The 23,377-nt window shown below is 22.5% G+C and carries 34 protein-coding genes; 11 read left to right on the forward strand and 23 right to left on the reverse strand.

All coding sequences use genetic code 4. The annotated features are described in order from the left end of the window. The first annotated feature begins 7 nt into the window (after nucleotides 1-7). From AAHH39_RS07570 to AAHH39_RS07585, 4 genes are read left to right on the forward strand one after another with little or no spacing between them, the layout of a single operon-like run. A complete protein-coding gene (locus AAHH39_RS07570) occupies nucleotides 8-967 on the forward strand; it encodes a transposase-like zinc-binding domain-containing protein (protein WP_342217612.1) in 960 nt (319 codons plus the stop codon). Continuing rightward, the gene (locus AAHH39_RS07575; RefSeq protein WP_342217613.1) at nucleotides 945-2,369 is read left to right on the forward strand and encodes a hypothetical protein; all 1,425 of its coding nucleotides are present in this window, start codon (nucleotides 945-947) and stop codon (nucleotides 2,367-2,369) included. The genes AAHH39_RS07570 and AAHH39_RS07575 overlap by 23 nt, the downstream gene beginning before the upstream one ends. A gap of 10 nt (nucleotides 2,370-2,379) precedes the next feature. Next, nucleotides 2,380-2,502, forward strand: a complete 123-nt coding sequence (locus AAHH39_RS07580) for a hypothetical protein (RefSeq protein ID WP_342217572.1) — start codon at nucleotides 2,380-2,382, stop codon at nucleotides 2,500-2,502. Nucleotides 2,503-2,521: 19 nt separating this feature from the next. Continuing rightward, nucleotides 2,522-2,728: a hypothetical protein gene (locus tag AAHH39_RS07585; RefSeq protein ID WP_342217614.1), complete on the forward strand. Its 207-nt coding sequence runs from the start codon at nucleotides 2,522-2,524 to the stop codon at nucleotides 2,726-2,728. A gap of 33 nt (nucleotides 2,729-2,761) precedes the next feature. Here the strand turns inward: AAHH39_RS07585 and AAHH39_RS07590 are convergent, their stop codons facing one another. The 12 genes from AAHH39_RS07590 to AAHH39_RS07645 form a co-directional block, all read right to left on the reverse strand. Then, entirely contained in the window at nucleotides 2,762-3,580 is an 819-nt protein-coding gene (locus AAHH39_RS07590) for a hypothetical protein (RefSeq protein WP_342217615.1), read from the reverse strand. Between the two features lie 116 nt (nucleotides 3,581-3,696). Then, the gene (locus tag AAHH39_RS07595; protein ID WP_342217616.1) at nucleotides 3,697-3,954 is read right to left on the reverse strand and encodes a hypothetical protein; all 258 of its coding nucleotides are present in this window, start codon (nucleotides 3,952-3,954) and stop codon (nucleotides 3,697-3,699) included. A 302-nt stretch (nucleotides 3,955-4,256) separates the two neighbouring features. Further along, complete coding sequence (locus tag AAHH39_RS07600; protein WP_342217554.1) at nucleotides 4,257-4,415, reverse strand: hypothetical protein; 159 nt, start codon at nucleotides 4,413-4,415, stop codon at nucleotides 4,257-4,259. 17 nt (nucleotides 4,416-4,432) lie between these two features. Next, complete coding sequence (locus tag AAHH39_RS07605) at nucleotides 4,433-5,275, reverse strand: RecT family recombinase (RefSeq protein WP_342217617.1); 843 nt, start codon at nucleotides 5,273-5,275, stop codon at nucleotides 4,433-4,435. Further along, complete coding sequence (locus AAHH39_RS07610) at nucleotides 5,268-5,396, reverse strand: hypothetical protein (protein ID WP_342217618.1); 129 nt, start codon at nucleotides 5,394-5,396, stop codon at nucleotides 5,268-5,270. Before AAHH39_RS07610 ends, AAHH39_RS07605 begins: the two co-directional genes overlap by 8 nt. Nucleotides 5,397-5,405: 9 nt before the next feature. Beyond that, nucleotides 5,406-5,597 carry a hypothetical protein gene (locus tag AAHH39_RS07615; protein ID WP_342217619.1) on the reverse strand — a complete coding sequence of 64 codons (192 nt, stop codon included), beginning with the start codon at nucleotides 5,595-5,597 and terminating at the stop codon, nucleotides 5,406-5,408. Continuing rightward, nucleotides 5,590-5,811: a hypothetical protein gene (locus tag AAHH39_RS07620; protein ID WP_342217620.1), complete on the reverse strand. Its 222-nt coding sequence runs from the start codon at nucleotides 5,809-5,811 to the stop codon at nucleotides 5,590-5,592. Before AAHH39_RS07620 ends, AAHH39_RS07615 begins: the two co-directional genes overlap by 8 nt. Next, complete coding sequence (locus AAHH39_RS07625; RefSeq protein ID WP_342217621.1) at nucleotides 5,804-5,977, reverse strand: hypothetical protein; 174 nt, start codon at nucleotides 5,975-5,977, stop codon at nucleotides 5,804-5,806. The genes AAHH39_RS07620 and AAHH39_RS07625 overlap by 8 nt, the downstream gene beginning before the upstream one ends. Further along, nucleotides 5,970-6,620, reverse strand: coding sequence for a PD-(D/E)XK nuclease family protein (locus AAHH39_RS07630; RefSeq protein ID WP_342217622.1), 651 nt, complete (start codon nucleotides 6,618-6,620; stop codon nucleotides 5,970-5,972). The genes AAHH39_RS07625 and AAHH39_RS07630 overlap by 8 nt, the downstream gene beginning before the upstream one ends. Beyond that, entirely contained in the window at nucleotides 6,613-6,735 is a 123-nt protein-coding gene (locus AAHH39_RS07635) for a hypothetical protein (RefSeq protein ID WP_342217623.1), read from the reverse strand. The genes AAHH39_RS07630 and AAHH39_RS07635 overlap by 8 nt, the downstream gene beginning before the upstream one ends. 18 nt (nucleotides 6,736-6,753) lie before the next feature. Continuing rightward, complete coding sequence (locus AAHH39_RS07640; protein ID WP_342217624.1) at nucleotides 6,754-6,936, reverse strand: hypothetical protein; 183 nt, start codon at nucleotides 6,934-6,936, stop codon at nucleotides 6,754-6,756. Between the two features lie 2 nt (nucleotides 6,937-6,938). After that, nucleotides 6,939-7,127, reverse strand: coding sequence for a hypothetical protein (locus tag AAHH39_RS07645; protein WP_342217625.1), 189 nt, complete (start codon nucleotides 7,125-7,127; stop codon nucleotides 6,939-6,941). Nucleotides 7,128-7,494: 367 nt separating this feature from the next. Between AAHH39_RS07645 and AAHH39_RS07650 the strand changes: the two genes are divergently transcribed. Then, nucleotides 7,495-8,154 carry a hypothetical protein gene (locus AAHH39_RS07650; RefSeq protein ID WP_342217626.1) on the forward strand — a complete coding sequence of 220 codons (660 nt, stop codon included), beginning with the start codon at nucleotides 7,495-7,497 and terminating at the stop codon, nucleotides 8,152-8,154. A gap of 9 nt (nucleotides 8,155-8,163) precedes the next feature. On the opposite strand, the gene AAHH39_RS07655 is transcribed toward AAHH39_RS07650, so the two are convergent. The 3 genes from AAHH39_RS07655 to AAHH39_RS07665 form a co-directional block, all read right to left on the reverse strand. Continuing rightward, a complete protein-coding gene (locus AAHH39_RS07655; protein ID WP_342217627.1) occupies nucleotides 8,164-8,403 on the reverse strand; it encodes a hypothetical protein in 240 nt (79 codons plus the stop codon). Nucleotides 8,404-8,509: 106 nt separating this feature from the next. Next, nucleotides 8,510-8,722, reverse strand: a complete 213-nt coding sequence (locus tag AAHH39_RS07660) for a hypothetical protein (RefSeq protein WP_342217628.1) — start codon at nucleotides 8,720-8,722, stop codon at nucleotides 8,510-8,512. 16 nt (nucleotides 8,723-8,738) lie between these two features. Then, nucleotides 8,739-8,912 (reverse strand): hypothetical protein, encoded by a 174-nt coding sequence (locus tag AAHH39_RS07665; protein ID WP_342217629.1) that lies wholly within the window; start codon nucleotides 8,910-8,912, stop codon nucleotides 8,739-8,741. A 366-nt stretch (nucleotides 8,913-9,278) separates the two neighbouring features. Between AAHH39_RS07665 and AAHH39_RS07670 the strand changes: the two genes are divergently transcribed. Beyond that, nucleotides 9,279-10,400: an Mbov_0401 family ICE element transposase-like protein gene (locus tag AAHH39_RS07670; RefSeq protein WP_342217630.1), complete on the forward strand. Its 1,122-nt coding sequence runs from the start codon at nucleotides 9,279-9,281 to the stop codon at nucleotides 10,398-10,400. A gap of 2 nt (nucleotides 10,401-10,402) precedes the next feature. On the opposite strand, the gene AAHH39_RS07675 is transcribed toward AAHH39_RS07670, so the two are convergent. The 7 genes from AAHH39_RS07675 to AAHH39_RS07705 all read right to left on the reverse strand — a co-directional run bounded on the left by AAHH39_RS07675 (nucleotide 10,403) and on the right by AAHH39_RS07705 (nucleotide 16,475). Beyond that, nucleotides 10,403-10,714, reverse strand: a complete 312-nt coding sequence (locus AAHH39_RS07675) for a hypothetical protein (protein ID WP_342217631.1) — start codon at nucleotides 10,712-10,714, stop codon at nucleotides 10,403-10,405. 15 nt (nucleotides 10,715-10,729) lie between these two features. Further along, nucleotides 10,730-11,008, reverse strand: a complete 279-nt coding sequence (locus AAHH39_RS07680; RefSeq protein WP_342217632.1) for a hypothetical protein — start codon at nucleotides 11,006-11,008, stop codon at nucleotides 10,730-10,732. A 221-nt stretch (nucleotides 11,009-11,229) separates the two neighbouring features. Continuing rightward, complete coding sequence (locus AAHH39_RS07685) at nucleotides 11,230-11,499, reverse strand: hypothetical protein (protein ID WP_342217633.1); 270 nt, start codon at nucleotides 11,497-11,499, stop codon at nucleotides 11,230-11,232. Between the two features lie 129 nt (nucleotides 11,500-11,628). Continuing rightward, on the reverse strand, nucleotides 11,629-12,366 hold the full coding sequence (locus AAHH39_RS07690; protein ID WP_342217634.1) for an Abi family protein: 738 nt from the start codon (nucleotides 12,364-12,366) through the stop codon (nucleotides 11,629-11,631). 21 nt (nucleotides 12,367-12,387) lie between these two features. After that, the gene (locus AAHH39_RS07695; RefSeq protein ID WP_342217635.1) at nucleotides 12,388-14,301 is read right to left on the reverse strand and encodes a hypothetical protein; all 1,914 of its coding nucleotides are present in this window, start codon (nucleotides 14,299-14,301) and stop codon (nucleotides 12,388-12,390) included. Between the two features lie 156 nt (nucleotides 14,302-14,457). Further along, nucleotides 14,458-15,387, reverse strand: coding sequence for an RluA family pseudouridine synthase (locus AAHH39_RS07700; RefSeq protein WP_342217636.1), 930 nt, complete (start codon nucleotides 15,385-15,387; stop codon nucleotides 14,458-14,460). A gap of 11 nt (nucleotides 15,388-15,398) precedes the next feature. After that, nucleotides 15,399-16,475, reverse strand: a complete 1,077-nt coding sequence (locus AAHH39_RS07705; RefSeq protein WP_342217637.1) for a type II CAAX endopeptidase family protein — start codon at nucleotides 16,473-16,475, stop codon at nucleotides 15,399-15,401. Between the two features lie 185 nt (nucleotides 16,476-16,660). Here AAHH39_RS07705 and AAHH39_RS07710 point away from each other — a divergent pair, with 185 nt between their 5' ends. Further along, nucleotides 16,661-17,353: a superoxide dismutase gene (locus AAHH39_RS07710; RefSeq protein ID WP_342217638.1), complete on the forward strand. Its 693-nt coding sequence runs from the start codon at nucleotides 16,661-16,663 to the stop codon at nucleotides 17,351-17,353. Nucleotides 17,354-17,414: 61 nt separating this feature from the next. On the opposite strand, the gene AAHH39_RS07715 is transcribed toward AAHH39_RS07710, so the two are convergent. After that, nucleotides 17,415-17,651 carry a hypothetical protein gene (locus tag AAHH39_RS07715; protein WP_342217639.1) on the reverse strand — a complete coding sequence of 79 codons (237 nt, stop codon included), beginning with the start codon at nucleotides 17,649-17,651 and terminating at the stop codon, nucleotides 17,415-17,417. Between the two features lie 341 nt (nucleotides 17,652-17,992). On the opposite strand from AAHH39_RS07715, the gene ligA reads away from it, so the two are divergent. The 4 genes from ligA to gatB are packed head-to-tail and all read left to right on the forward strand — an operon-like array spanning nucleotide 17,993 to nucleotide 23,209. Next, entirely contained in the window at nucleotides 17,993-20,008 is a 2,016-nt protein-coding gene (ligA, locus tag AAHH39_RS07720) for an NAD-dependent DNA ligase LigA (RefSeq protein WP_342217640.1), read from the forward strand. After that, the gene (gatC, locus tag AAHH39_RS07725) at nucleotides 20,001-20,315 is read left to right on the forward strand and encodes an Asp-tRNA(Asn)/Glu-tRNA(Gln) amidotransferase subunit GatC (RefSeq protein ID WP_338960095.1); all 315 of its coding nucleotides are present in this window, start codon (nucleotides 20,001-20,003) and stop codon (nucleotides 20,313-20,315) included. Before ligA ends, gatC begins: the two co-directional genes overlap by 8 nt. Then, a complete protein-coding gene (locus tag AAHH39_RS07730) occupies nucleotides 20,305-21,777 on the forward strand; it encodes an amidase family protein (RefSeq protein WP_342217641.1) in 1,473 nt (490 codons plus the stop codon). Before gatC ends, AAHH39_RS07730 begins: the two co-directional genes overlap by 11 nt. Then, the gene (gene gatB, locus AAHH39_RS07735) at nucleotides 21,770-23,209 is read left to right on the forward strand and encodes an Asp-tRNA(Asn)/Glu-tRNA(Gln) amidotransferase subunit GatB (RefSeq protein ID WP_342217642.1); all 1,440 of its coding nucleotides are present in this window, start codon (nucleotides 21,770-21,772) and stop codon (nucleotides 23,207-23,209) included. Before AAHH39_RS07730 ends, gatB begins: the two co-directional genes overlap by 8 nt. Nucleotides 23,210-23,377: the final 168 nt, after the last annotated feature.

Consider the following 23,377-nt stretch of genomic DNA (forward strand, 5'->3'; position numbering starts at 1 on the left):
ATTTTAAATGAATAAAAATACAGTAAAAGAAATTTTAAATAATTTGTCTGATAAAGATTTTATTGAGATTTTTAGAGAAAATAAAACTAGAATTAAACAAATTGAGAAAAAAGAAAAATTTGAAGCAGTCGAACAAAAATTCAAAGAGAAAGGGATTCAATGTCCAGATTGTAGTTCTTTTTTGTGTACTAAATATGGTAGTAAAGATTATAAGCAAAGATATAAATGTAAAAGTTGTAATATTACTTTTCATGCTTTTAAAAATCATTATTTTTATTGAAGTCATTTATCTCATGATCAATGAGATTTATTGATACAAATAGCTACTTTAGGTCAATCTGCTTACATTATTTCTCAATTTATTAATACTACAAATAAAACTGCCTGATTTAATCGTCAAAAATTTATGAAATCAACACAATTAGTAAAAACACAAAATCAATTTGTAAAATTAAAAGCTAGAATTGAAATTGACGAAACTTTTATCAAAGAAATTCATAAAGGAAACTTTAAAGATCCAAATGATCCAAAAAAACAATGAATTGAAGAAAATGCTAAAGATTTAAATTGTTGTATTCAAATGGCAATTGATGAAAACCGAAATATCTATGCTCAAACAACAAATACTAAAAGATTAAATAAAAAATGAGTACAAGAAAACTTAACATCGAAACTTATCGAAGAAAATTCAATTATAGTTTGTGATATGCAAGTATTATATGATACAGTAGCTAAACAAACTAAATCCACTATCCAGCAGTTTAAATCAAAAGAAAATAAAGAATTAAATTATAAAAAATTAAGTAATGTCAGTAAAATACAATCAAGTTTAAAAGAATTTATTACTCATTACCATGGCATTGGATTTACCAATATTCAAAATTACCTCAATTTATGGAAATGAAAATATCAACACTACGGATTAACCCCTTATCAAAAATCCAATGTGTTATATTTCAGTTTGTAAAAAAAATAAATCCCAAAATTTAATAAAATCAAATTTTAAGTCAAGTTGATGACTTTTTTTATTTTACCACTACTTTTCTACAAAATTAAAAGATAATTTTAATACTCCTAGTATTTTTGATGAAAGTGATACAAGAGTAATTACTTGAGATTCTGGTAATAAAACATTTTTACGAAAAGAAGGAATTATTGCTGGTACTGGTATTACTATTCAAGATGTTAGTGATACTATACCTAAATTAAAATTAAATGTTGATAGTAATATTGATTCATTATGAGAAGTTGATAAAGATAATCTTAATTTTGTTAAATTAAAAGATAATAAAGGTATTATTGCTAATAGTAAAAGAATAATTGATGTTGGTACACCTACTTTTGAAACTGATGGTACAAATAAAGAATATGTTGATAATTTAATAGAACAAAAGCAAGATAAATTAATTGCTGGTGAAAATATTAAGATTGATGAAAAAACTAATACTATTAGTGCTAATGGTGAATCATTATGAGAAATAGACCCAAATAGTTCAAATATTATTCAACCTAAAGAAAAAAGATTAATTACTGCTAATAATAAAAGAATTGTTAATATAGGTGAACCAGAACAAGATAAAGATGCAACTACAAAAAAATATGTTGATGATAAAGTAAATACTAAACAAGATAAAGAAATATGAAAAGTAATAAGTAAAAGTAAAAATAATCGTGAATGAGATACGTTTGAAATTAATTTTAATACTGTATATAGAGTAATTATAACATTAGATGAATTACCAGTAAATCAAGCAAATATAAAGCATAAAGTAGAATTTAAAACTGGTAATTATTTAGGTGGAGATTATTTACTTGCAAAATTTAAAATTAAAGATGAAGATGTAATATTAACTTTAACTGTTAGAGAAAGTAGTTTTAATTGTAGTTTATATTTAAAAGGTGGAGATATTAATTATGGTGCTATTCTTTCATTAGAAGAATTACAAAATACAATTAAAGTTGATGTTACACCAAAAATAAAAATTAATTCAAAAAGTTTAGAAACAAATGAAGTTGAAGAAAATTGTTGAGATATTGAATTACCAAATAATCCAACACCAAGTCCAAATAATCAACAATGAAAAGATGTAGGAACAAGAGAAAAAAATAAATGAGATAATTGACAAATTACTTATGATTTTATAGTTAATAAACATTATAGAGTTTATTATTCTTGAAGTATATATAATCCAGTTTATACTATTCAAGAATTTATTATAACGGATAACAAAATTGCTGGTGTACCAATACAAACCTTTAATGATAGTGTTAATATAGTAATTTTATCAGTTCAACATGCAAAATTAATTACTATTTATAGTGGAAAAGGTAATTTAAAAGGTAATATATGAAAATTAGAAGAATTGTAGGAATAAAATTATGATTTTTAAAATTATAAAGATTATTTTAGGTTTAATTGGAGTTATATTATCTTCTGCTGTTGCTGGTTTAATTATTTTTGTTATTGTAAAAATTGTATTTAAAATTAATCAAATATTTTAGAAAGGTGGTGATTAATATAATGGATACAAGTTTAATTATAATTATTGCTAATGCTTGTATTAGTGGTGGTTATGTATTAGTAAAATTAGGAAGTGCTTTAATTTCTTTTGGAAAATCATTAAAAGACCCTAATAAAAAAGCACTTAAAAAACAAAATAAAATTAATAAATTACAAAGTAAATTAAATTCTATTAATAAACAAACAGAAGTAAAAAGTATTTATTAATAAAAAATGCCTATTAAAGGCATTTTTACTTATTTATAAACTCATATGATTATAATCTCAATTTAATGAAGCATTATCTAAAAGTACATCACTCATATTAGCGCCATATTGACTACTTGTTTCACTATTAATGGTAAATCTATTATCATTTATTAATCTTCTTGTTTCATTATTAAATGCTGTTTCTTGCATTTCTTGAATATGATTTGTAGTTTCCATTGGTAATAAATTATGAATAATTTCACTTGCTCCAGCAACTATTGTCGGAACTGCATAAGCATTATTAAAATCATTATTTATCCCCATTGCAACACCACTTGAAATTAAACAACCACCAGTTGCCATATTACATATCTTTCTTATATTTTCAAATCTATTCGGTATTAATTCAGTAAAAGCACTAATAAGATTTGCAAAAGCAAAAGCATTTAATGAAATATAAGTATCTCAATCCATGAAATTATTATCATTATTAGTATTAATATTAAATAATAAATCTGGTGGAAATGGGTCAACAGTAGTTGTAGGAATTGGTGTTGTTGGAATAATAGGATTAATATTATTTTCGTTTCATTTAATATAATTTGTTATAAAAGTTGTACTTAAACCAATTGTTATTTTTTTAAATATATTAATTAATTTATTTTTAGGTGTTGGATGTTGATTAATATTTCAAATATCAATTCCTAATTTTTTACTAAAAAATAAAGCATTAATACTTCCTAATATTGGATAATTTAATAAATGTCCATAATATGAACTTATACCTATCATTGCTGATAATGGTGATATTCCCGTTCTTATTAATTTTAATAAAGTATAATTTGAATTTGTAGTTTCTGTATTTGGCATTTTCTATTCTCCTTTTATAATAATGTTCATAAGTTTATAAATTAAATAATTGTTATAAAAATTACATTCTTTATAATCTTCTGTTAAATATATTAATAACTCCATATTATTCATGATTAACTTTCTTTTATAAATTTAAATTGCATATTTCCAATAGTATCTCTATTATTACCAACTATAATTAAATATCCAGTTTGATTATTTTCTAATATTCATGAATAAAAAATATCTTGTGGATATAATTTTGGATATAAATTTAATGCTAATAAATAACATAAAGCATCTTCTTTATTTTTTAATAAACTTACTGTTGGACATTTTATTTCTTTTGGACTTTTGTCATTATAAAATCATTCAGTTCTAATATTTCTCATTATTTCACATCCTTTTATGAACTCATCAGCACCGTAATAAACGGTGGACTATAGAATTATAATGTTATCCAAATTTTTAATAATTCTATAGTTTCGTTCTGTATAGATATAAAATTTAGGACTTACATTGACATATTTTAAGCAAGAATAAAAAATAGGGAATAGGAGTTAGAAAGGATATATGTCAAATGCCTAAATATTAATTATTTTCAATATTAATATCATCAATATTTATATTGATAGTTATTCCAACTAAATTTTTTAATTCTTTTAATTTATCTATTATTTCTAAAATATCTTGTTTAGTCATTATCAAATTCACCATTTTTAATTTTTTCATAAATTATTTTTAAAGTATGTTGTGCTGATAAATTATAATTTTTTAATGCTTCTTCTATTGGTAATTTATAATATTTATTAATCTCATTTATTAAATAATTATTTAATTTTTCTTTATTCATAATGAATTTACCTTTCACTAAACTTCAAAATTTTCTATAATTTCTTCTTCTTTTTCTAATTCTTTTAATTTAGATAAAGTAGAATTTATATCAGTATTATCAATATTATTATTTGAATTAATAATTTTAACTTCATCACCAGTATTATCCTTATATGCAATAGTTTCTTCATCAATTACTACACCTTGGTCTAATTGAAGTGCCAAATTAATATCATCTTGATTATTTAATACTATAATTGGTGTTTTATTAATTTCACGAATTAATGCTTTAACTACTGTTTTTAAAGCCATTTGGTCAAATGCAGAAGTTCATATATGATTTAATTTTCATTCTTGACTTTTTTTATTATAAGTTTTTCCATATTTATCTTTATGTTGATTAATTTCTTCAACAGTCATTCCTTTATAAAAATTATTAATTTTACCATTTTTATCTAAAAGTGAAATATAACAATAATAACCAATAGTATTAATTGTTTTTCTTTCAAAAATTAATGCTGGATTAATTTCTCATTTATTATTTTCTTTATTAAATTTATGTGCAGTTGTTATTTTTTCTCTTTGAAAATCAACAACTAATCCAGTTCTTTGTAATAATGTTAATCAACCATCTTCTTGAATTTGAACTTGTAATTCATCACCATAAGGAATTAATGCTAATTCTTTTTTAATTGGATTAATTGAAAGATTTAATTTATATAAATTAATTAATGCATTAATTAAACTTTGTGTATTCATATTTTTTAAATCTTTACTAGAATTTATAATCATTTCATAATAATTTCTAAATTTTACATATTCTTCTTTATTACTTTTAATAAAATTAGGAATTTTTAATTCATTTTTATTATTACTCATTAGTTGATTCTCCTTTTTTATTTAATAATTCTAAAATTTCATCTAATTTTTTATTAATTTTTCCTAAATGTTTTAATAAAATTAAAATTGATTTATCCATACCAGAACTTTTTTTATCCATAAGTTGCTCCTATCATTTTTTAATTGTTTTAAATCTATTATCTAAATGTACTTCAATATTTTTATTAGGATTAACTATTAAATGACTATTAATAACAATTCAATTATTTACATTACTATCTAATTTTTTAGGTAATTTATCAAATTCAATTGAATTACAAGAATAAATAATTTTTTCTTTAATTGATTTTTCATTAATCATTTTTATCATTCTTTTCTAATCTAAATTTAAAAATAAAATCTATATCATTTTCTTCAAATTCTTTTTTTACAATTTTATTTCAATTTTTATATTGAATTTCATTTTTAAAACTTAATAATATACTTAATAAGTTATTTTTTACTTCTTCATAATTTCATTGTTCATCTGTAATTACTGATGTAGCACAAACAATTTTTTTTACTTTTCTATTCATTCTTTAATTCTCCTAAATCTGTAAAAATTCTTGTTTTTAATAAAAATAATTCATGTTTAATTTGATTTCTAATTTCAATTTTTATTTCTTCATCATATACTTCTTCTATTAATTCAGTTAAATATTTAATATTTTCTTTAATTTCATTTGTTTCTTTTTTAATCATTTTTATTTTCTCCTTTAAAATATTTTGTTTTTGCATTAAATCATTCAATTAATAATTCACTGGTTATTTCAATTTCTATTGTTTCTTGATTATTTTTATTAGTTAAATAAACATAAGTTTTATTACATGGACTTATATCATTAGCAAGTAACATACAATAATAAGCAGTTAATTGTAATTTAATTCTTTTTAATTTATCTTCATCAATACAAGCATAAGTTTTATAATCTACTAAATAATATTTATTTTCTTTTTTATTTAAATAAACTAAATCGGGTGTTCCAGCAATTACATTATCATTAATAGGTTTTTCAATAATAAATTCATAATTATTTTTATCTTTAAATTTTTCTTTTAAAAACATAAGTGATTTTTTACAATAAGAATAATTTATATTATTAGTTACTGGTTTTAATTTTTTTAATAAATTATTAATTATATTTTCTTCATTAATATTTTGTAAATATAATTCATTAAGTTTATGAACTCATTTACCACGAACTGAAGCATTTTTTAATACTTCTGGTGCTATATGACTATATCCAAAACCTAAATAATTATCAATAATTCTAGAAACTGATATTAATTCTTTATCTTCTAAAAAATATTGATGAGTTTCTTTTTTAAAAATTAATTTACTCATATTTATTTCTACCTATTAATAATCAAAAACATTTATTACATAATCTATTACCAAAAGAAGATTGTTTTCTACATTTATCACAAGAACCAATCATTCTATATTCTCTATATTCCATAAATATTAATCCTTTCAATTAATGTTTAGAAGCAATAATTATTAATGTTAAAATCATAATAATAATTCCAATTGTTAAAAATATAATTCTACTTTTTCATGATTTTTTATAAAATTCTTTTTGCTCTTCAATTAATTCAATTTGTTCTTTTAATAATTTATTTTGTAATTTTTCATTTTCTTTTTCTTTTTCTTCTTCCATTTTTAATATTTCCTTTCTTTTTTTTCATATCAAATTTCTTTTAAATGTAATCCTAATTTTCAACAATAAATACAAATAACTTTATTATTTTTATCTTGTAAAAATATATTTTTAAAATAAAATAAATGTTTCATTCTAAATTTTTCACAATAACTACAAAAATATCTTTGTTCTTTAAAATTATGTTTCATATTTTTTCCTTCTTTAACTTTAATATGTTAATATATATTTGATAGAGTATGTATATATATAAAAAACCCCCTATTTTCTTAAATAATACAAATGTAATTGTTAATTAGATTAATGGGTTCTTTACTGAGCCATAATAAGGCTATTCAAATTAATCTATAATTACATTAAGCGATACAGTGTAACATTTTAACTTGCTTAACATTAAATGCTCTTTTATTCTGATATAGAAGTATTTACATAAAGTACTCACTATTAGACTTCTACGACAGTTTTATGAAGTTTTAATCTTTTAACAAAAAAAGAACGATAGTTATATCGTTCTTTGTTATTTTATGAAACTAGGAGTTAAAGTGATACGCCCTTATTATGTTATCAAAATATATTTATTCATTTTTATCAATAAACAAAGGTTTAAATGATGATAATAAAATATTATTACCATATTATTTTGAATTAAAATCAAGCCCAATAAAACCTACTGGCAAAGATATTTGAAAATTCAAAGATGTAACAGTAATACTAAAATCCGTTTATTTTGATTTTACAGATATTAATAACATCAAATTAAAAAATAATGATATTAGTCAAAATGAATTATTCAAACTAGATGATAATCAATTTAACTGATTATCTATAACTAACGAATTAGAAAGTAATAATATACCTTCTTTAATTCCAGCAGATTGAACACTTGGTAATGGTGAATATGGTAAGTATTTTACAAGAGCAATTATGGATAAAAGTAAAATTGAAAATGCTTTTAATTTGTATGGTTCAAATCAATCTCAATTATTTTCTAAATTAGAATTTTATAAAGAAATTTCACAAATTGATAATAATAGTGAATTTGAATTGCAAATTGAAAATCCGATTAATAACTTAAATCGGATTGAAATTAGTGGTATATTTGGTGCTGGTAATTATGATTTAATTTTAATAACTGATAAACAAGAAATAAATTTAACTAATATTAATTTATTTGATAAATATAATGAAAATATTTCATATATTAATATTGAAATTTAATATCTATATTTAATTTAGTAAATTTTTATTATCAAATTTTCCTTTTTTAATTTTTTTAATTAAGTCATTATAAACTTCAATTTCAACTTGAAGACAAAGTAATGTGCGCATTGTATCCATAATTAAATTTTCATTATTGTTTTTATTATCTTGTTCTTTTTCAAGTTTTATTTCTAAAAAATCAAAAAAATCTTTCTTATCTTTTATTTCTTCTTGTAATTTTTTAATCATAAATTTTTTATCAATCATAGTTTAAAATCCTTAATTTTATTTTAATTATTAAAATATCCATCAGGATAACTACCATTTCATTTTATATCTTCATCATAATGTGATTTAATATCAAAATATAAATTTATATTTGTACCATTATTGATTTTATGAGACCATATTGTTGTTCCAGCCCCCCCCAGTAGACTGTATAGTCATGTCCTAAATATGATTTATAACCATTAGTTTGATTATGTGCTAGTGAACCAATTATTAAACCAGTTACTCCGCTTATTGCACCAGTTAGCGCTAATGCTAATGTTATTTTACTTAAATTTGTTTTTATTCATGTTTTCATAATAAATTTCTCCTTTTTATTTTTTCTTTAATTTTTGACAAGTTTTTAATCATTTTGGTAATAATACATGTTTTAAATTAATTGCATGATTTTTACAAAGAAAAAGACTAAATGTTGTTGATTTTAATTCTAATAATACAATATTACTTCATTTGTTATTACAATTTTTACTTTGACAAACAACATTCATTTTGTAAAATCTTTTTTAAAGATTTCAAATTATTTACAACTTTTAATGATTTTTCTTTATTCATTATAATTTACTCCTTAATTTTTAACATTTTATTGCTTAATTGTAACCATTTTTTGACTTTTTTACAAGTATGCTTTTAAATGCAAAATAACGCCTAAATTAAAGGCGTTTATTTTATGATACCTATACTATTAATTATATTGAAATTGTTTATTATATTTTAAATATGAAAGCATTTTTTAAAATTTTTTTTATTTTATTTAAAATAACACTTATATATTTATATAATAATTAAGTAAATTAATTTTTTAAATATATTTACAATAAATTTAGATTTTTTTAAAATAGTTAGGAGAAGTAAATGTGAATTTTAATTATAAATGAAATTTTAGAGAACAAAGTGCAAAAATTGATAAATTAGTTTTAGAACATATAACAAAGAAATGAGAAAAATGAGATTGAAGAATAAAAAATACAAGAGATAAAAAGAAATATAAAATTGTTGATTATCAATATCGAACAAGAAAAATAATGTATGGATTAGTAACTTATAAAAGAAGAATTTATGAATATTTTGATGAAAAATTACAAAAATGAGTTCGTGTTTGTTTAGTTGATGAATGACTAGAATTACCTAAATATAAAAGAATTGGTGAAGATATTGAAGACACTATTATTGAAAATTTTGCTGATGGAAAAAGATATCGTGATATTTGTGCTATTTGTAAAAAAGCAGGTATTAGTGTTAGTAGTGTTCATAGAGTTTTTAAAAATTTTGAAATAGTTGAAACAAATCCAGTAAAAGTAAAATTAGAAAAAAATCAACCTATTTTTGTAGCAATTGATGATGGTCATCGAAAATTTTGAAATTTTAAACGTAAAGGTATAAAACACTCTATGCGTTTAATAGTAACATATACAGATAATATTAATCACAAAGTACAAAATAAAAGAGTAAAAGCAATTATTAGACCAACAAAAACAAAAATTGGAGTTAAAAAAACTGCTGAATTTGTTAAAGAACATTGTCAAAAATTTTATGAAAATATTGAACAAGCAAAAATTATTATTTGTGGTGATAGTGCAGGATGAATTAAAGAAGTTGCTGATTATTTAGGTGCACAGTTTGTTTTAGATAAATTCCATTTAATTAGAACATTATATCTTGGTATAATGGCTGGAAATAAAGGAAAGTATGTAAAAGAATATAATCATTGTAAAAATTTAATTAATAATGGTCAATATGAACAATTAATTGATTATTTATATAAAGAATTAGATAATCATAAAAAATTAAAGAAAAAATATTTTAAAAATAATAAACAAGGTATTGAAAATCAAGGTGCAAAATGAAATATCGGTTGTTTTACAGAAACAAATATTTGACATGTTTTAAAAGAAATGCTTGGTAATAGAACATATAATATTTTAATTTATATTAAAATGGTTATTTTTAAATGTAATAAGATAAATTTAGAAACATAGTTTTAATGAACATAGTAATTATTAATTATTTCACAATTTTGTATTGCATCTCAAAAATTATTATTGTTTATCTTTACTTTTAAACCAATAATGAAAAAAGTTAATGATAAAGTTATTATTGCTAAAATTGGTACTAAAATTACACAAAAAATAACTCCAATTTGTAATTGAATTCAATTGTAATAATTTCCATTACAATTAGTTATTGAACATACAGATTTGGGAGAACAACCTAAAATATGGATTATACTGGTTCTACTTAATATTCCAAATCCATTTTTTTCCTTTAATTTTGTAGAAAAGTAATGATACATGATAAAGTGTTATTTTTAGAGAATTTTTACACTAAATAATGTTACTTTTAACAAATTTTTAATTAAAAATAATATTTTAAGTGTAAATTGATGAATAATTTTTGGTCATCCATACTTTTCTACATAATTAAAATTTTTTTCTAGGTTTATATATTTTTTTGTTAATAAATTGTAAATATGAGAATGATAATCACAAGAACCTATAATAGTTAAACCTATAATCATAATTAAAATAGTAAAAATAAATAATAATACAGTTAATAACTGTAATTTTTTCAGTGTTTTAATTTTCATCTTTAAATTCTCCTTAACTTTACTTCATAAGTTTAACATTTAACAAACTTAATTATAAGTATTTTAGTTGCAATTAATTGAAAAAAATTATATTATTTAAATACAATTTCATAAAAATCCAAATTATTTCTTGTCTAAAAAATAATAAGACTATATGAATTAATTTATTCCGGATTTTTGACAATCTCCCTTTAATTTTTATATAAGTGTCCTTTTTAATTTTACAATTCAGGTAAATTAAAAATTGTATTAAGTAATATACTATTTTCAGTTTTTTTAATAGTTGGAGCAAAATAATTAGATATACCTTTATATTTTACTTCTAAGTTTTTATAAAAATGATTCATTATCTGAAAAAGATTTTTTTTACTAATAATTTCTTCGGGAAATAACTCTTTTAATAAGTCAAGTCGTTTTAATTCTGTAATATTTAAATCTTTTTTTTCATTATACTCTGATTTCATTTTTTTCCTACTTTCTTCAAGTTTCATTAATTCTAAATAAAATAAACCATTGTCATTTTTTAAATGACAATGGTTTATTTTACACTAGTAATTAATTGATATCATTATAATATACTTATTAAATTAAATCTACTAAAATTTAATAATTTTTCTATACTAAGTATGGATTATACTTTGATTATCTTCCTTAACACAATCATGAATTTTAACATCATAACTATTAAATAAATTTTCATAATCAACATTAAATGGCACTAGTAATTGGTTTTTACTAGAAAAACGAGTAATTAATAAGTGCAAATAATGATGATCATTATTAGCATTTAAAGTTTGTTCATAATAAGCGAACCGTTCTTTATACTTAAATTGAATTGCTAATACTTTAAAATTATGTGATAAATAATTACGAATATCTTTAATATACTCTAACTGTTCTAATAAAATTTTACTATCATTAAATTCTTTGATACCAAAATAATGAGCAATCTTAGCGATACTTTTATCATTTAAAGTTTGTAATAATTTCATTGTTCATTCAAATGACATAACTTCTATTAAACTACGTATTGTTCGTGATTTTAAAACACCATTTCTATTATATTTATTATAACCAGCACGAATCAAACGTAAAGCTGTTTTCATTTGAGTTAGGTGTTCTGGATTAAGAAAAGTAGCATTATCTAAATTTTGAACATTATCATTAAAAAGTTGATGTAATAAAGCATTTTTTAAAGAATTTTCAATCATTAAAATATGTTTTAAATACAATAAACGTAAATCAATGTTTAATAATAATAAATCTTTAAGTTGATGTTGAGGATAATTACGCTTTAATAATTCTAAATATTTTTCTTCAACAATATTTTCTGCAAATCACTCTTCATTTAATAACATGTAATTCACTCCTTAAATAAACTAACCTCTAATTTTATAAATACCAACGCGAATAGAAGAATTTTCAGATTCTTTTGTTTCACTTTTAATATCTACTTCTTTTTTTCTTCGTAACAACTCTTGTTCAATAAAGTCATCAACGTTTATATTGGTACTTTGATAAGTAGCAGTTCAATCAAATGTTTTATTAGTAAAGTTATTTTTAGGTTTATTACTATCTTTAAAAAATTCTTGTACTTCTTGATTCATAAATGCTTTTTGCTTACGTTTACGTGAAAATAAATTAGTAAAGAATTTCTTAAAATTAAAAATTGATCAAAACTGACGAAAATTAATAGTCATTGCTAAACCAAAAATTAAAATTGATGAATACAATAATGAATAACCGATAACTCGTAATACAAAACTATAATCTGTGAAATTATATGTTGGTGGATATTTATCAAAGAAATAAAGACATCCAAATAATGTTACTGCTAAAATTGGAATAATTAACACTAAAGTATTTTGAATAATAAAACGTAAATCACTATTATACGTCAAATGTTTTCAAACATAAACTCAGATTGAAATTAAACGATAAACTCAACCAATACAACTTGATAAAAGAATCATATATAAACTTAATGATAAATATTGATAACTTTGATGTTTTCAACCTAAATTTGATAATATTCAACCCAAAATAACACCTAAAACAAGATTTATTATTGATTGAATATATGAACCTCAAATTGTTTCTTTGTGTTTTACAGTAGCATTTACAATAACTTTTCCTGGTTCGGTTGCCACTTGAATTGTATTTTTTAAAGATAAAAGTAAAATAAATCATGGTTGTGACAAAAATAAATTAATAAAAAGATTTTTTGAAGAATCAAAATTACCATAAGAATTATTAATATTTGTAATACTTAAAGCAGACACTAAATATTGAGTAATAATAAATTGATTAATAAATAAAAAACCAGCAATCATATAAGCATATAACTCAAATTTAGTATACACAGTTCATCTAATTCGTCCACTTTTGGCAATTCAATATCCAAAAACTTCGCGAAAAGAACTAATTAAAATTAAAGCAATGGAGCGCATTGTTGTGGCAATAATAATATAAATAGTGTAAATTGATGTTGTTGTCAGTGATAAAAATAAAGTAATTAAAATAATATCAATGTTAGAAATAATCATGTCAGGTAAACGATTCAGGGCTACTCATCACGATTGTTTTAGCATCCTTTTTTGTTGTGTTCATTTTTTATGTTGTAATCATGGATATTCAATTTTAATAACGATAAAAGTAACAAATGCTTTTAATACACCACAAACAAAATAAGCAAAAAAAGGAATATACATATCTATTGGTTTACCATCAGACTTTCGAATAACTAATAACGTCATTAGTAAAATATACATAATAATCTCTGAAAAAATAAAAATTAAACGATTTAAATAACCTTTTTGATCAGCTTGAATTAAATTTTGATAAGCACCACTAAAATAAAAAAAGATTAATTCACGTGATCCTAAAGAAATAATAATAAGTGCTACTTGTCAAAAAGGAATTTCCATATCTAAACCAATTTCTGGTAAATGAACACTAGCTAATCCTAAAATAAAACCAGCACTGACAAGAATAATTAAATATATTCTTCCTGAATGATGATAATTTTTTCTTGTCGTATTAATAATATCGTTGACGGTTTCATAATCATCATTTTGTAAAGGGCGATATAAAGAAAAAATGGTAATTAAACCAAGTCCTCCTTCTGTCAAACTAAGGTAAGTCAAAAAAGAAATAATAACACGAATTAAACCATTAATTTTTTCACCGTATGCTAAACCAGTAACATAAAGAAAAGTTAACTGTAAAATAGAGATAACAATTGTCATGATAACACCAACAATTGTATTAAAAATACCTTTTTTAGTTGTCATTACTTCACCCAATCTATATAAATAAAACTAATTTTGTTTTTTACTTAAATATGTTAACAACCCAAAATTAAAAGTTCAATATTATTAATCACTATTAAAAATAAAAAAAATAGCAAAAAAATAAAAATTTAATCTATATATTAGTATAGATTAATTTTATCATTTTTCTTTTTTAATCTGTTTAATTAAATCTGTTTTTAAATCTTTTATTATAAAATTTTGATCATTCAAATAAGTAAATGGTTCTTCTAAATCATTAAATGACAAATAATAAGCAAATAATGCAATTTTATTAGGGGTAACTATTGTTGACCCATACTTAGTGTCACCAACAATTGGCAAATTTAAAAATTGTAAAGTACTACGAATTTGATGTTTTCTACCAGTAATTAATTGACACTCAACTAAAGTAAAGTCTTTAGTATTAAATATTGGTGTAAAGATGGTGCTACAACTTTTACTTTGTTCACTTGGTTCAATTGAAAATTTCATTTTCATTGTTAACTCATCATGAGTAATATAACCAGAAATATTTAAATTTTTAGTTAATTGGCCAGAACAAATAGCCAAATATTTTTTAATAATTTTACCATTTTTGGTAGCATTATGAAGTGCGTTTTGTGTCATTTTATTTTTTGGATAAATAATTAAACCCTTAGTTAGTTTATCTAAACGATACTGATGACTAATATTAAATGTTTGCTCACGTTTCTTCTTCGGGTATTTTTGTTGTAAATAATATTTTACCATGTTATCTAAGCAAGAACCATATGGTTGATGGACAACAATATTATGATCTTTATTAACAATTAAAAAATTATCATCTTCATAAAACAATTCAATTGGTGCTTCTTTAGTAATTTTTTCTGGTTTATAGTTAACAACTAAATTACTTTCATAAATGACTACTAAATCATTTTCTTGTAAGCGATATTTAAAATCAGTAGTAGTTTTATTATTAACTCTGATTTTTTTTGTTCTAAACAAACGATAAATTTTTGACAGTGGTAGTGTTTTAAATACTTTTTTTAAATAATTAATTAAAGTTTGATCAGCATCATTGGCAGTAATTGTTAAGGTAGTCATAATTTCTCCTTTTAATTTTTATTAATAAAACCAGAAATAGTTGCAATTAGATTAGAAAAAGCATGTAAACCAATAGTATATGTAGTATTACCCCGTGTCATTATAAATAATAAGGGTAATATAATACTAAATCCTAAATAACCAATAATATTATTTCAATCACCACTATCCATAACATGCATTGATGGGAAATAAATTAATGAAGCAACATATGCTAACCAACGATAACGAACAATGGTAAAAGTACCATGACGATATGATATTTCTTCATTAATTGGAGCAATAAAAATAGTACTAAGAACTAAAACAAAAATGCCATATGGACTATTCATTAATAAGTTTAAAACATCTTGATTTTTTGAAGTATTATTACTTGTTAACATATTAAATTCACTAAATTTAGGAATTATGTTGAAAATAATATTTAAAATAGTACCAATAACAGCAAAAATGGTAACTCAAGTTATTAAATCTAATTTTGCTTCTTTTAAAGTAGTAATAATTCTCTCACGTAATGATCTACAAAATATTAATACTAAAATTGATCCTAACAATTGAAATAACTGTTGAATTAAAAATGTAGTAGCAAGCGAAGTTACATCATCATCTTTACCACTAATAACTTTTGTTGCAATAAAAAATAAAAGAACAAATACTACACTAATAAAACCAAATACACTATGACTATAAGCAGCCCACCCACCTTTTTTAATCATAGTTTCTCAATCAATACCAACTGAAACAACTAAGCCAAAAATTGGCAATAAACTAAAAATAAAAAGACTAAGAAATGAACTTTGACTAGTATCTTTTACAGCATAAGTTTTGATTAAACTATAAAGAATTGGAATTATAATAAAAGATATAAGATAAATTATTGTTAGAGTTCAACTGGCTGTTTTGAAATTAAAGTTATTGGTGTCATCACAACTAAGTGATTTTGAAGTAAATTTATCAATAAATGACTGTTTTTGTTCATTTTTTTCTAAATTATTACTATTAATGTTATCAGTTTGGTTTACATTAATTCTACGTATGATATCATTGTTGTGAGAAACATTAATTTGATTAGATTTTTTATTAAACATGTATAAGTACTGCACGAAAACTTTCACCCTTTGTTAGTAAAATTAGTATTTAATATTAATTTTTAGTATAACATATAGTGAGAAATCTTGTAATATAATAAACTTGTAATTTTACATTAATTTATTATAATGCAATTCAATATTTATATGTGAAGAGTTTAAAAAGAAAAGGAGGATAGAAAAGAATGCCTAAATACAAGATTAATATTATCGATTTACCATATAATTATGATGCTTTAGAACCTTACATTTCACAAGAAACAATTAAACATCATTATGAAGAACTTCATAAGAAATATTTAACTTCTTTAAAATTAGTGATGGATAAACATCCGAAAGTTTTTTCTGATTATAATCTTGAAACTAAAGGGGAACTAAATCGTTTATTAAGTAATTATTGTAAATTAGAAGATATATGTGAGGATAAAGAAACTTGTAATGTAAAAAAATTACAAAGTAGCATTCGACAATTTGGTGGGGGAGTAATTAATCATAATCTTTTCTTTTCACTATTGGGGAAAAATAAAGGTTTTAATGAAAAATCAGCTATTGGTAAAGCAATAATTAATCGCTTTGAATCTTATGAAAAATTTGAAGCTGTTTTAACAAAAACTGCCATGGATATTTTTGGAAGTGGTTGAGCATGATTAGTAATTGACAATAATGGTACATTAAGACTATACAAAACTTTTAATCAAGACAATCCATGATTCTTGAACATGTACCCATTGATCGCTATTGATGTATGAGAACATGCACATTATCTACAATATAAAAATGAACATGAGAAATACTTACAAGCATTATTAAAAGTTATCAATTGAGAACAAGTAAATAATAATTATCAAGAGTATTTAAATGAAAAAACTAAAAAATAAGTAAAAAAGAACTCAGTTGAGTTCTTTTTTTATAATATTATTAATATTAATCTAAGCTAAGTTATTTTTTAGAAGAATTTTTGGAAGAAATAACAGCAATTCTAGTTTTTTTAATTTCTGCTTTTTTTTCTATTTTGATTTTTTCAACATGCTTTTTAAAACCACATCGATTACAATTCAATTGAATATTTTTTGCTTCTAAAAATTCGGCAATTAAAATAACCCTACCACAACGATGACAAGCAAAAGCATTTTCTGGCTTTTGTGCTAAACGAACAGATGCATATGTATCTTTCATAACTTACTCCTAACTCATATAAAATTAAAGTAATTATTTTTAGTTTTAATACTATACTTAAAACTTATCAAAGGTTAATATTAAAAAATGTGTCTAGTTATATACAAAAAAACCTTTAAGTCAAATAAACTTAATAGGAGTTTAAAAACCAAATACTTAATTAGCCATTATTTTTTAATACTAATTTTATTATAATCATTTTTTTTAAAAAAATGTATATTATTATTTATTTTATTTACATTACTAAATTATACTTTTATAAAACAATATTACAATTAAAGTAATAATTCATTTATAATTAATTATGTCTTATTAACAAACCAATTAGGGGAGAAAGTAATATGAGTAACAAAAATAATGATATTAAAAATGAAATAATACAATTAAGAAACCAAATTAAACAATGAAATTATGAATATCATGTTTTAGATGCACCTACTGTTAGTGACGAACTTTATGATAGCGCCTATCATAGATTAATAAAATTAGAAGAACAATATCCCCAATTTAATAGTAATGATTCTCCAACTAAAACTGTTGGTAATAAACCACTTAATTCTTTAACAAAAATTTTTCACCAACAACCAATGCTAAGTTTGGGTAATGCCTTTAACTATGAAGATTTACTAAAATTTGATCAACAAATCAAAAAAACATTATCAGAAAATAACATTGAATATGTTTGTGAACTAAAAATTGATGGTCTATCAATTTCTATAACTTATGAAAAAGGAAAATTAAAAACTGCTGCTACCAGAGGTGATGGTATTGCTGGTGAAGACATTACCAATAATATTTTGACAATTAAAACAATACCAAAAACAATACCAATTAATTCTAAATTAGAAGTAAGAGGAGAAATATATTTAAGTAAAGAAGAATTTAATCGCATTAATGAAAAACAACAACAACAAAACTTACCACTCTTTGCTAATCCTCGCAATGCTGCAGCCGGTACTATTCGCCAACTTGATATTAATATTGTTAATTCAAGAAAATTAGATGGTTTTCTTTACTATTATATTAATGCTACTAATGATAATATTAAAACCCATGAACAAGCATTATTTACCTTACAAAAATATGGTTTCAAAATTAATGAACAATGACAGTTATGTAAAAATATTGAAGAAGTATGAACTTATATTCAGAAATATGAAAAGTTAAGAAATACATTACCATATGAAATTGATGGTATTGTCATTAAAATTAATGATCTAACCAGTTATGATATGTTAGGAAGAACTAATAAGGCACCAAAATGAGCAATAGCTTATAAATTTCCTGCTGTTACTAGTGTTACTAAACTTTTAGATATATTTCCAACTGTTGGTAGAACAGGAAAAATAACCTATAATGCTAGATTACAACCAGTGATAATTGCTGGTACTACCGTTACTTTTGCCACACTTCATAATGGTGATTATATTATTAATCGTGATTTACGTATTAATGATTTAGTAAGTGTTAAAAAAGCCGGTGATATTATTCCAGAAGTAATTGCCCCAATTATTAGTAATCGTCAAATAAACAATATTATTTTTAAAAAAGCTATCCATTGTCCAGTTTGTAAAACAAAATTGGAACAAGTTCCGCCAGAAGTTGATCAATTTTGCATTAATAGTGATTGTCCATCACGAATTCTTAAATCATTAATGCACTTCTGTTCAAGAAATGCTATGGATATTATTGGTTTAAATGAAAAAATATTATTACGTTTTTTAGATTTAAAATGAATTAAAACTATTAGTGATATTTACAATTTAGTTAATTTACGAAAAGAAATACTATCATTACCACGTTTTGGTGAAAAATCTTTCACTAATCTTGCTAATTCAATTATTCTATCAAAACAAAATTCCTTAGAAAGACTTTTATTCGGTTTGGGAATTCGCCATGTTGGCCAAAAAACAGCAATTATTCTTGCAAAAAAATATTTAACTTTAAATAAGTTAATGGAAGCAACCTTTGATGATGTAGCTAATACTAATGAAATTGGTCCAACAATTGCTACTAGTGTTATTGATTATTTCCTTAATCCTACTAATCAACAACTAATTATTAACTTGCAAAACTTTAAACTTAACTTTAATTATTTACAAAAAAACCAATCACAAGTTTTGAATGGTAAAACTTTTGTCTTAACAGGAACTTTAACTAAAAGTCGTAACGAATTCATTGAATTATTAAATAACTATGGTGCTAAAATTACCAATACTATTAGTAATAATACTTCTTATTTAATTGTTGGTGAAAATCCAGGAAATAAATTAGCACAAGCACGCAAACTTAATGTTAAAATTATTAATGAAGAGCAATTACAAAATTTATTGAAAGAGGTAGCAAAAAATGGATAAAATTGAAAAGAAAATGACAACAAAAATGCTACATGAATTTGCTAACGAACTTATGTTCAATTTAAGCGAAGAACAATGTGAAAATCTTTTACTAGAATTTAAAGCTATTGAAAAACAAATGGAAATTGTGACAAATATTAATACAAATGATATTGAACCTTTAAATTACCCATTTCCTATTATTAATAATTTATTACGTTCCGATAATGTTGGAACTCATTTAACATCTAAGAGTGTTTTAAATATTGCTCCAGAAGTTGAAAATAATTACATTAGTATTAATCAGGTGATTAATCATGAAAATTAATTACCACCAACTTTCAATTCGTCAACTTCATGAATTATTAAAAACAAAAATACTTACTCCAGATCAATTAACTAAATTAGTATACAAACGATTAGAACAATTCAAAAAATTAAATGCTGTTGTTACTTCACTGGAACAAAATGCCATTAAACAAACAAAATTAATTACTGAACAAGAAATTAATGATAATTTATTAGCAGCAATTCCATTTGTAATGAAAGATAATATTGCTACTATTAATTTCTTAACAACAGGTTCATCAAAAATTCTTGCTAATTTTATTCCTAATTATGACAGTACTGTTAATATGTTATTAACAAATAATAAAGCCATTAATACAGCTAAAACTGCTCTTGATGAACTAGGAATGGGTGGAGATGGTTTATATGCAGCTACTGGTCATGTCTTAAACCCTTGGAATTTAAAACATATCACTGGTGGTAGTTCTAGTGGCAGTGCAGCTTTAGTCGCTGCTGGAATTGTACCATTTGCTTTAGGAACAGATACTGGTGATTCAATACGTAAACCTGCCGCTTATTGTGGTATTGTTGGTTTTAAACCAACATATGGTTTAATTTCACGAAATGGTGTTTTTCCTTATGCTCCAAGTTTAGACACAGTTGGTATATTTACTAATCATGTCGAAGATATTGCCATTGTCTTGGATAGTATTGCTTTATTTGATGAACAAGACTTTACTAGTGTTCAAAGTAAAGAAAAAGACTATACTCAAAACTTAAATCAAAATATAGAAGGTAAAAATATTGCTATTTTAAATTATAATGATTATCAGTGAAATGATATAGTTAAATCTAGTTTTGATGAAGCAATAAAGCATTTAACTGATGGTGGTGCAAAAGTTCAACAAATTGAATTTAATAAAGAATTATTACAATCTTTATTACCAGTCTACATGATTATTTCTTTTGCTGAAGCAACCAGTTGCCACGCAAATCTAACTGGTATTAATTTTGGTGTTCGTAAAAATGGTAAAAATTATCAAGAAGTTATGACAAATTCACGAACATTTGGTTTCGGTGATATGGTAAAACGCAGATACATTATTGGTGCATATGCTTTATCTGAAAATCATCAAGAAGAATTATTTAATAAAGCTAAAAAAGTAAGAAGATTAATTGTTGAACATTTAAATACTATCTTTAAAAAATATGATGCTTTCATTATTATGCCAAATATTAATCCAGCTCCAAAAATTAAAGATGTATTAGAACAAAAAAAAGTTATTAAAAGTGAACATGATTATTTAGAAGACTTACTACTACTTTCTAACTTAAATGGTGGACCAAGCATTAATATTCCGTTAACTACTGTTAATGGTTTACCGATTGGTTTTAATATTAATGGTGCACCTTTCAATGATCAAGTTATATTGAATATTGCTTCATTTTTAAGTAAAAAAATTAATTTTAATAATAAACTACTAGGTGATGATCATGAATAATAAATATGATGTTGTAATGGGTATTGAAATCCACTGTGAATTAAAAACTAAAACTAAATGTTTTTCCAACGCCGCCAATACTTTTGGTCAAAAACCAAATACTCAAATTAATGCCATTGATTGCGGATATCCAGGAACATTACCAACAGTTAATCAAGCTGTTATTATAATGGCAATTCAAACATGTACTGCTTTAAAAATGAATATTGATCCACTCTTACGTTTTGATCGAAAAAGTTATTTTTATCCTGATTTACCTAAAGGTTATCAAATCACACAATTTTTTCATCCAATTGGTACAAATGGTGAATTACCAATAGTTGTAAATAATGAAGAATTTATTGTTAGTTTTGAACGCTTACATATTGAAGAAGACACAGCAAAACAAATTCATAATAATAAAAAAACATTATTAGACTATAATCGAGCGGGAATTCCCTTATTGGAAATTGTTACTAAACCAATTTTTAACACAAGTGAACAAGTAGTAGCATATATTAATACTCTATGTCAATTATTAATTCATTTACAAGTTAGTGATGCTAAAATGAATGAAGGCTCATTACGATGTGATATTAATATATCGTTAAAAACACATGGTAGTGATATTTTAGGTACCAAAGTTGAAATTAAAAACTTAAATTCTACACATAATATTACTTTAGCAATAAACGATGAAATTAATCGTCAAACTAATATTTTAAATAAAAAACAAAAAATTAATCTTGAAACTAGAAGATTTGATGAAAAAACTAATAAAACCGTTAGCATGCGTAGCAAAGAAAATAAAATTGATTATAAATACTTTCCTGAACCAAATATTTTTCCAATTCAACTAGACGAAAAATGAATCAAAATGATTGCTAAAAATCTTCCTGAATTGCCTAAACAAATAATGGAAAGATTAAAAAAACAATACAATCTACCAACAAAAGATATTAATTTATTAATTGACAAAATAGAAATATTAACTATTTTTGAACAAACAGTTGCCATTAATAATTTAACATTACCTACCTTTAATTATTTAGTAGGTCCTGTGCAAGCTTATTGTAATACTAATAACACTACTATTAAAAACAGCGAACTTACTGCTAATAATCTATCACAATTAGTTAGTCTAGTTTATGAGCAAAAAATTAATGATAAACAAAGTAAACAGTTATTAAATGCAATTATGATTAATAGTGAAAAAAGCCCTGCCGATCTTATTAGAACATTAGGTATTACTTTAGTAAGTGATAGTAATGATTTAGAAAAAATATTAATCACAATTTTAAAAGCAAATGAAAACATGATTACTATTTATAAAGTCAATCCAGAAAAAGCAATGAAATTTTTTATGGGTCAATTAATGAAACTAACTAAAGGACAAGCAAACCCACAAGTTTCTAAAGAAATATTAAAAAAATTGATTGAAAACTATAATTAGTTTCAATCAATTTTTAATTATGAATTTTTATATTATACTTTGAATATTTTTATTATCAATTTTATATACTAATATTTTATTTAAAATCTACATCTTCAATTAAATTTCCTTTAATTACTAAATCATCATTTGCCTTAATAACAATTAATGAATATTTAATAAAATTTT

This window comes from Spiroplasma endosymbiont of Amphimallon solstitiale, assembly GCF_964030965.1.
Classification (GTDB): domain Bacteria; phylum Bacillota_I; class Bacilli_A; order Mycoplasmatales; family VBWQ01; genus Spiroplasma_E.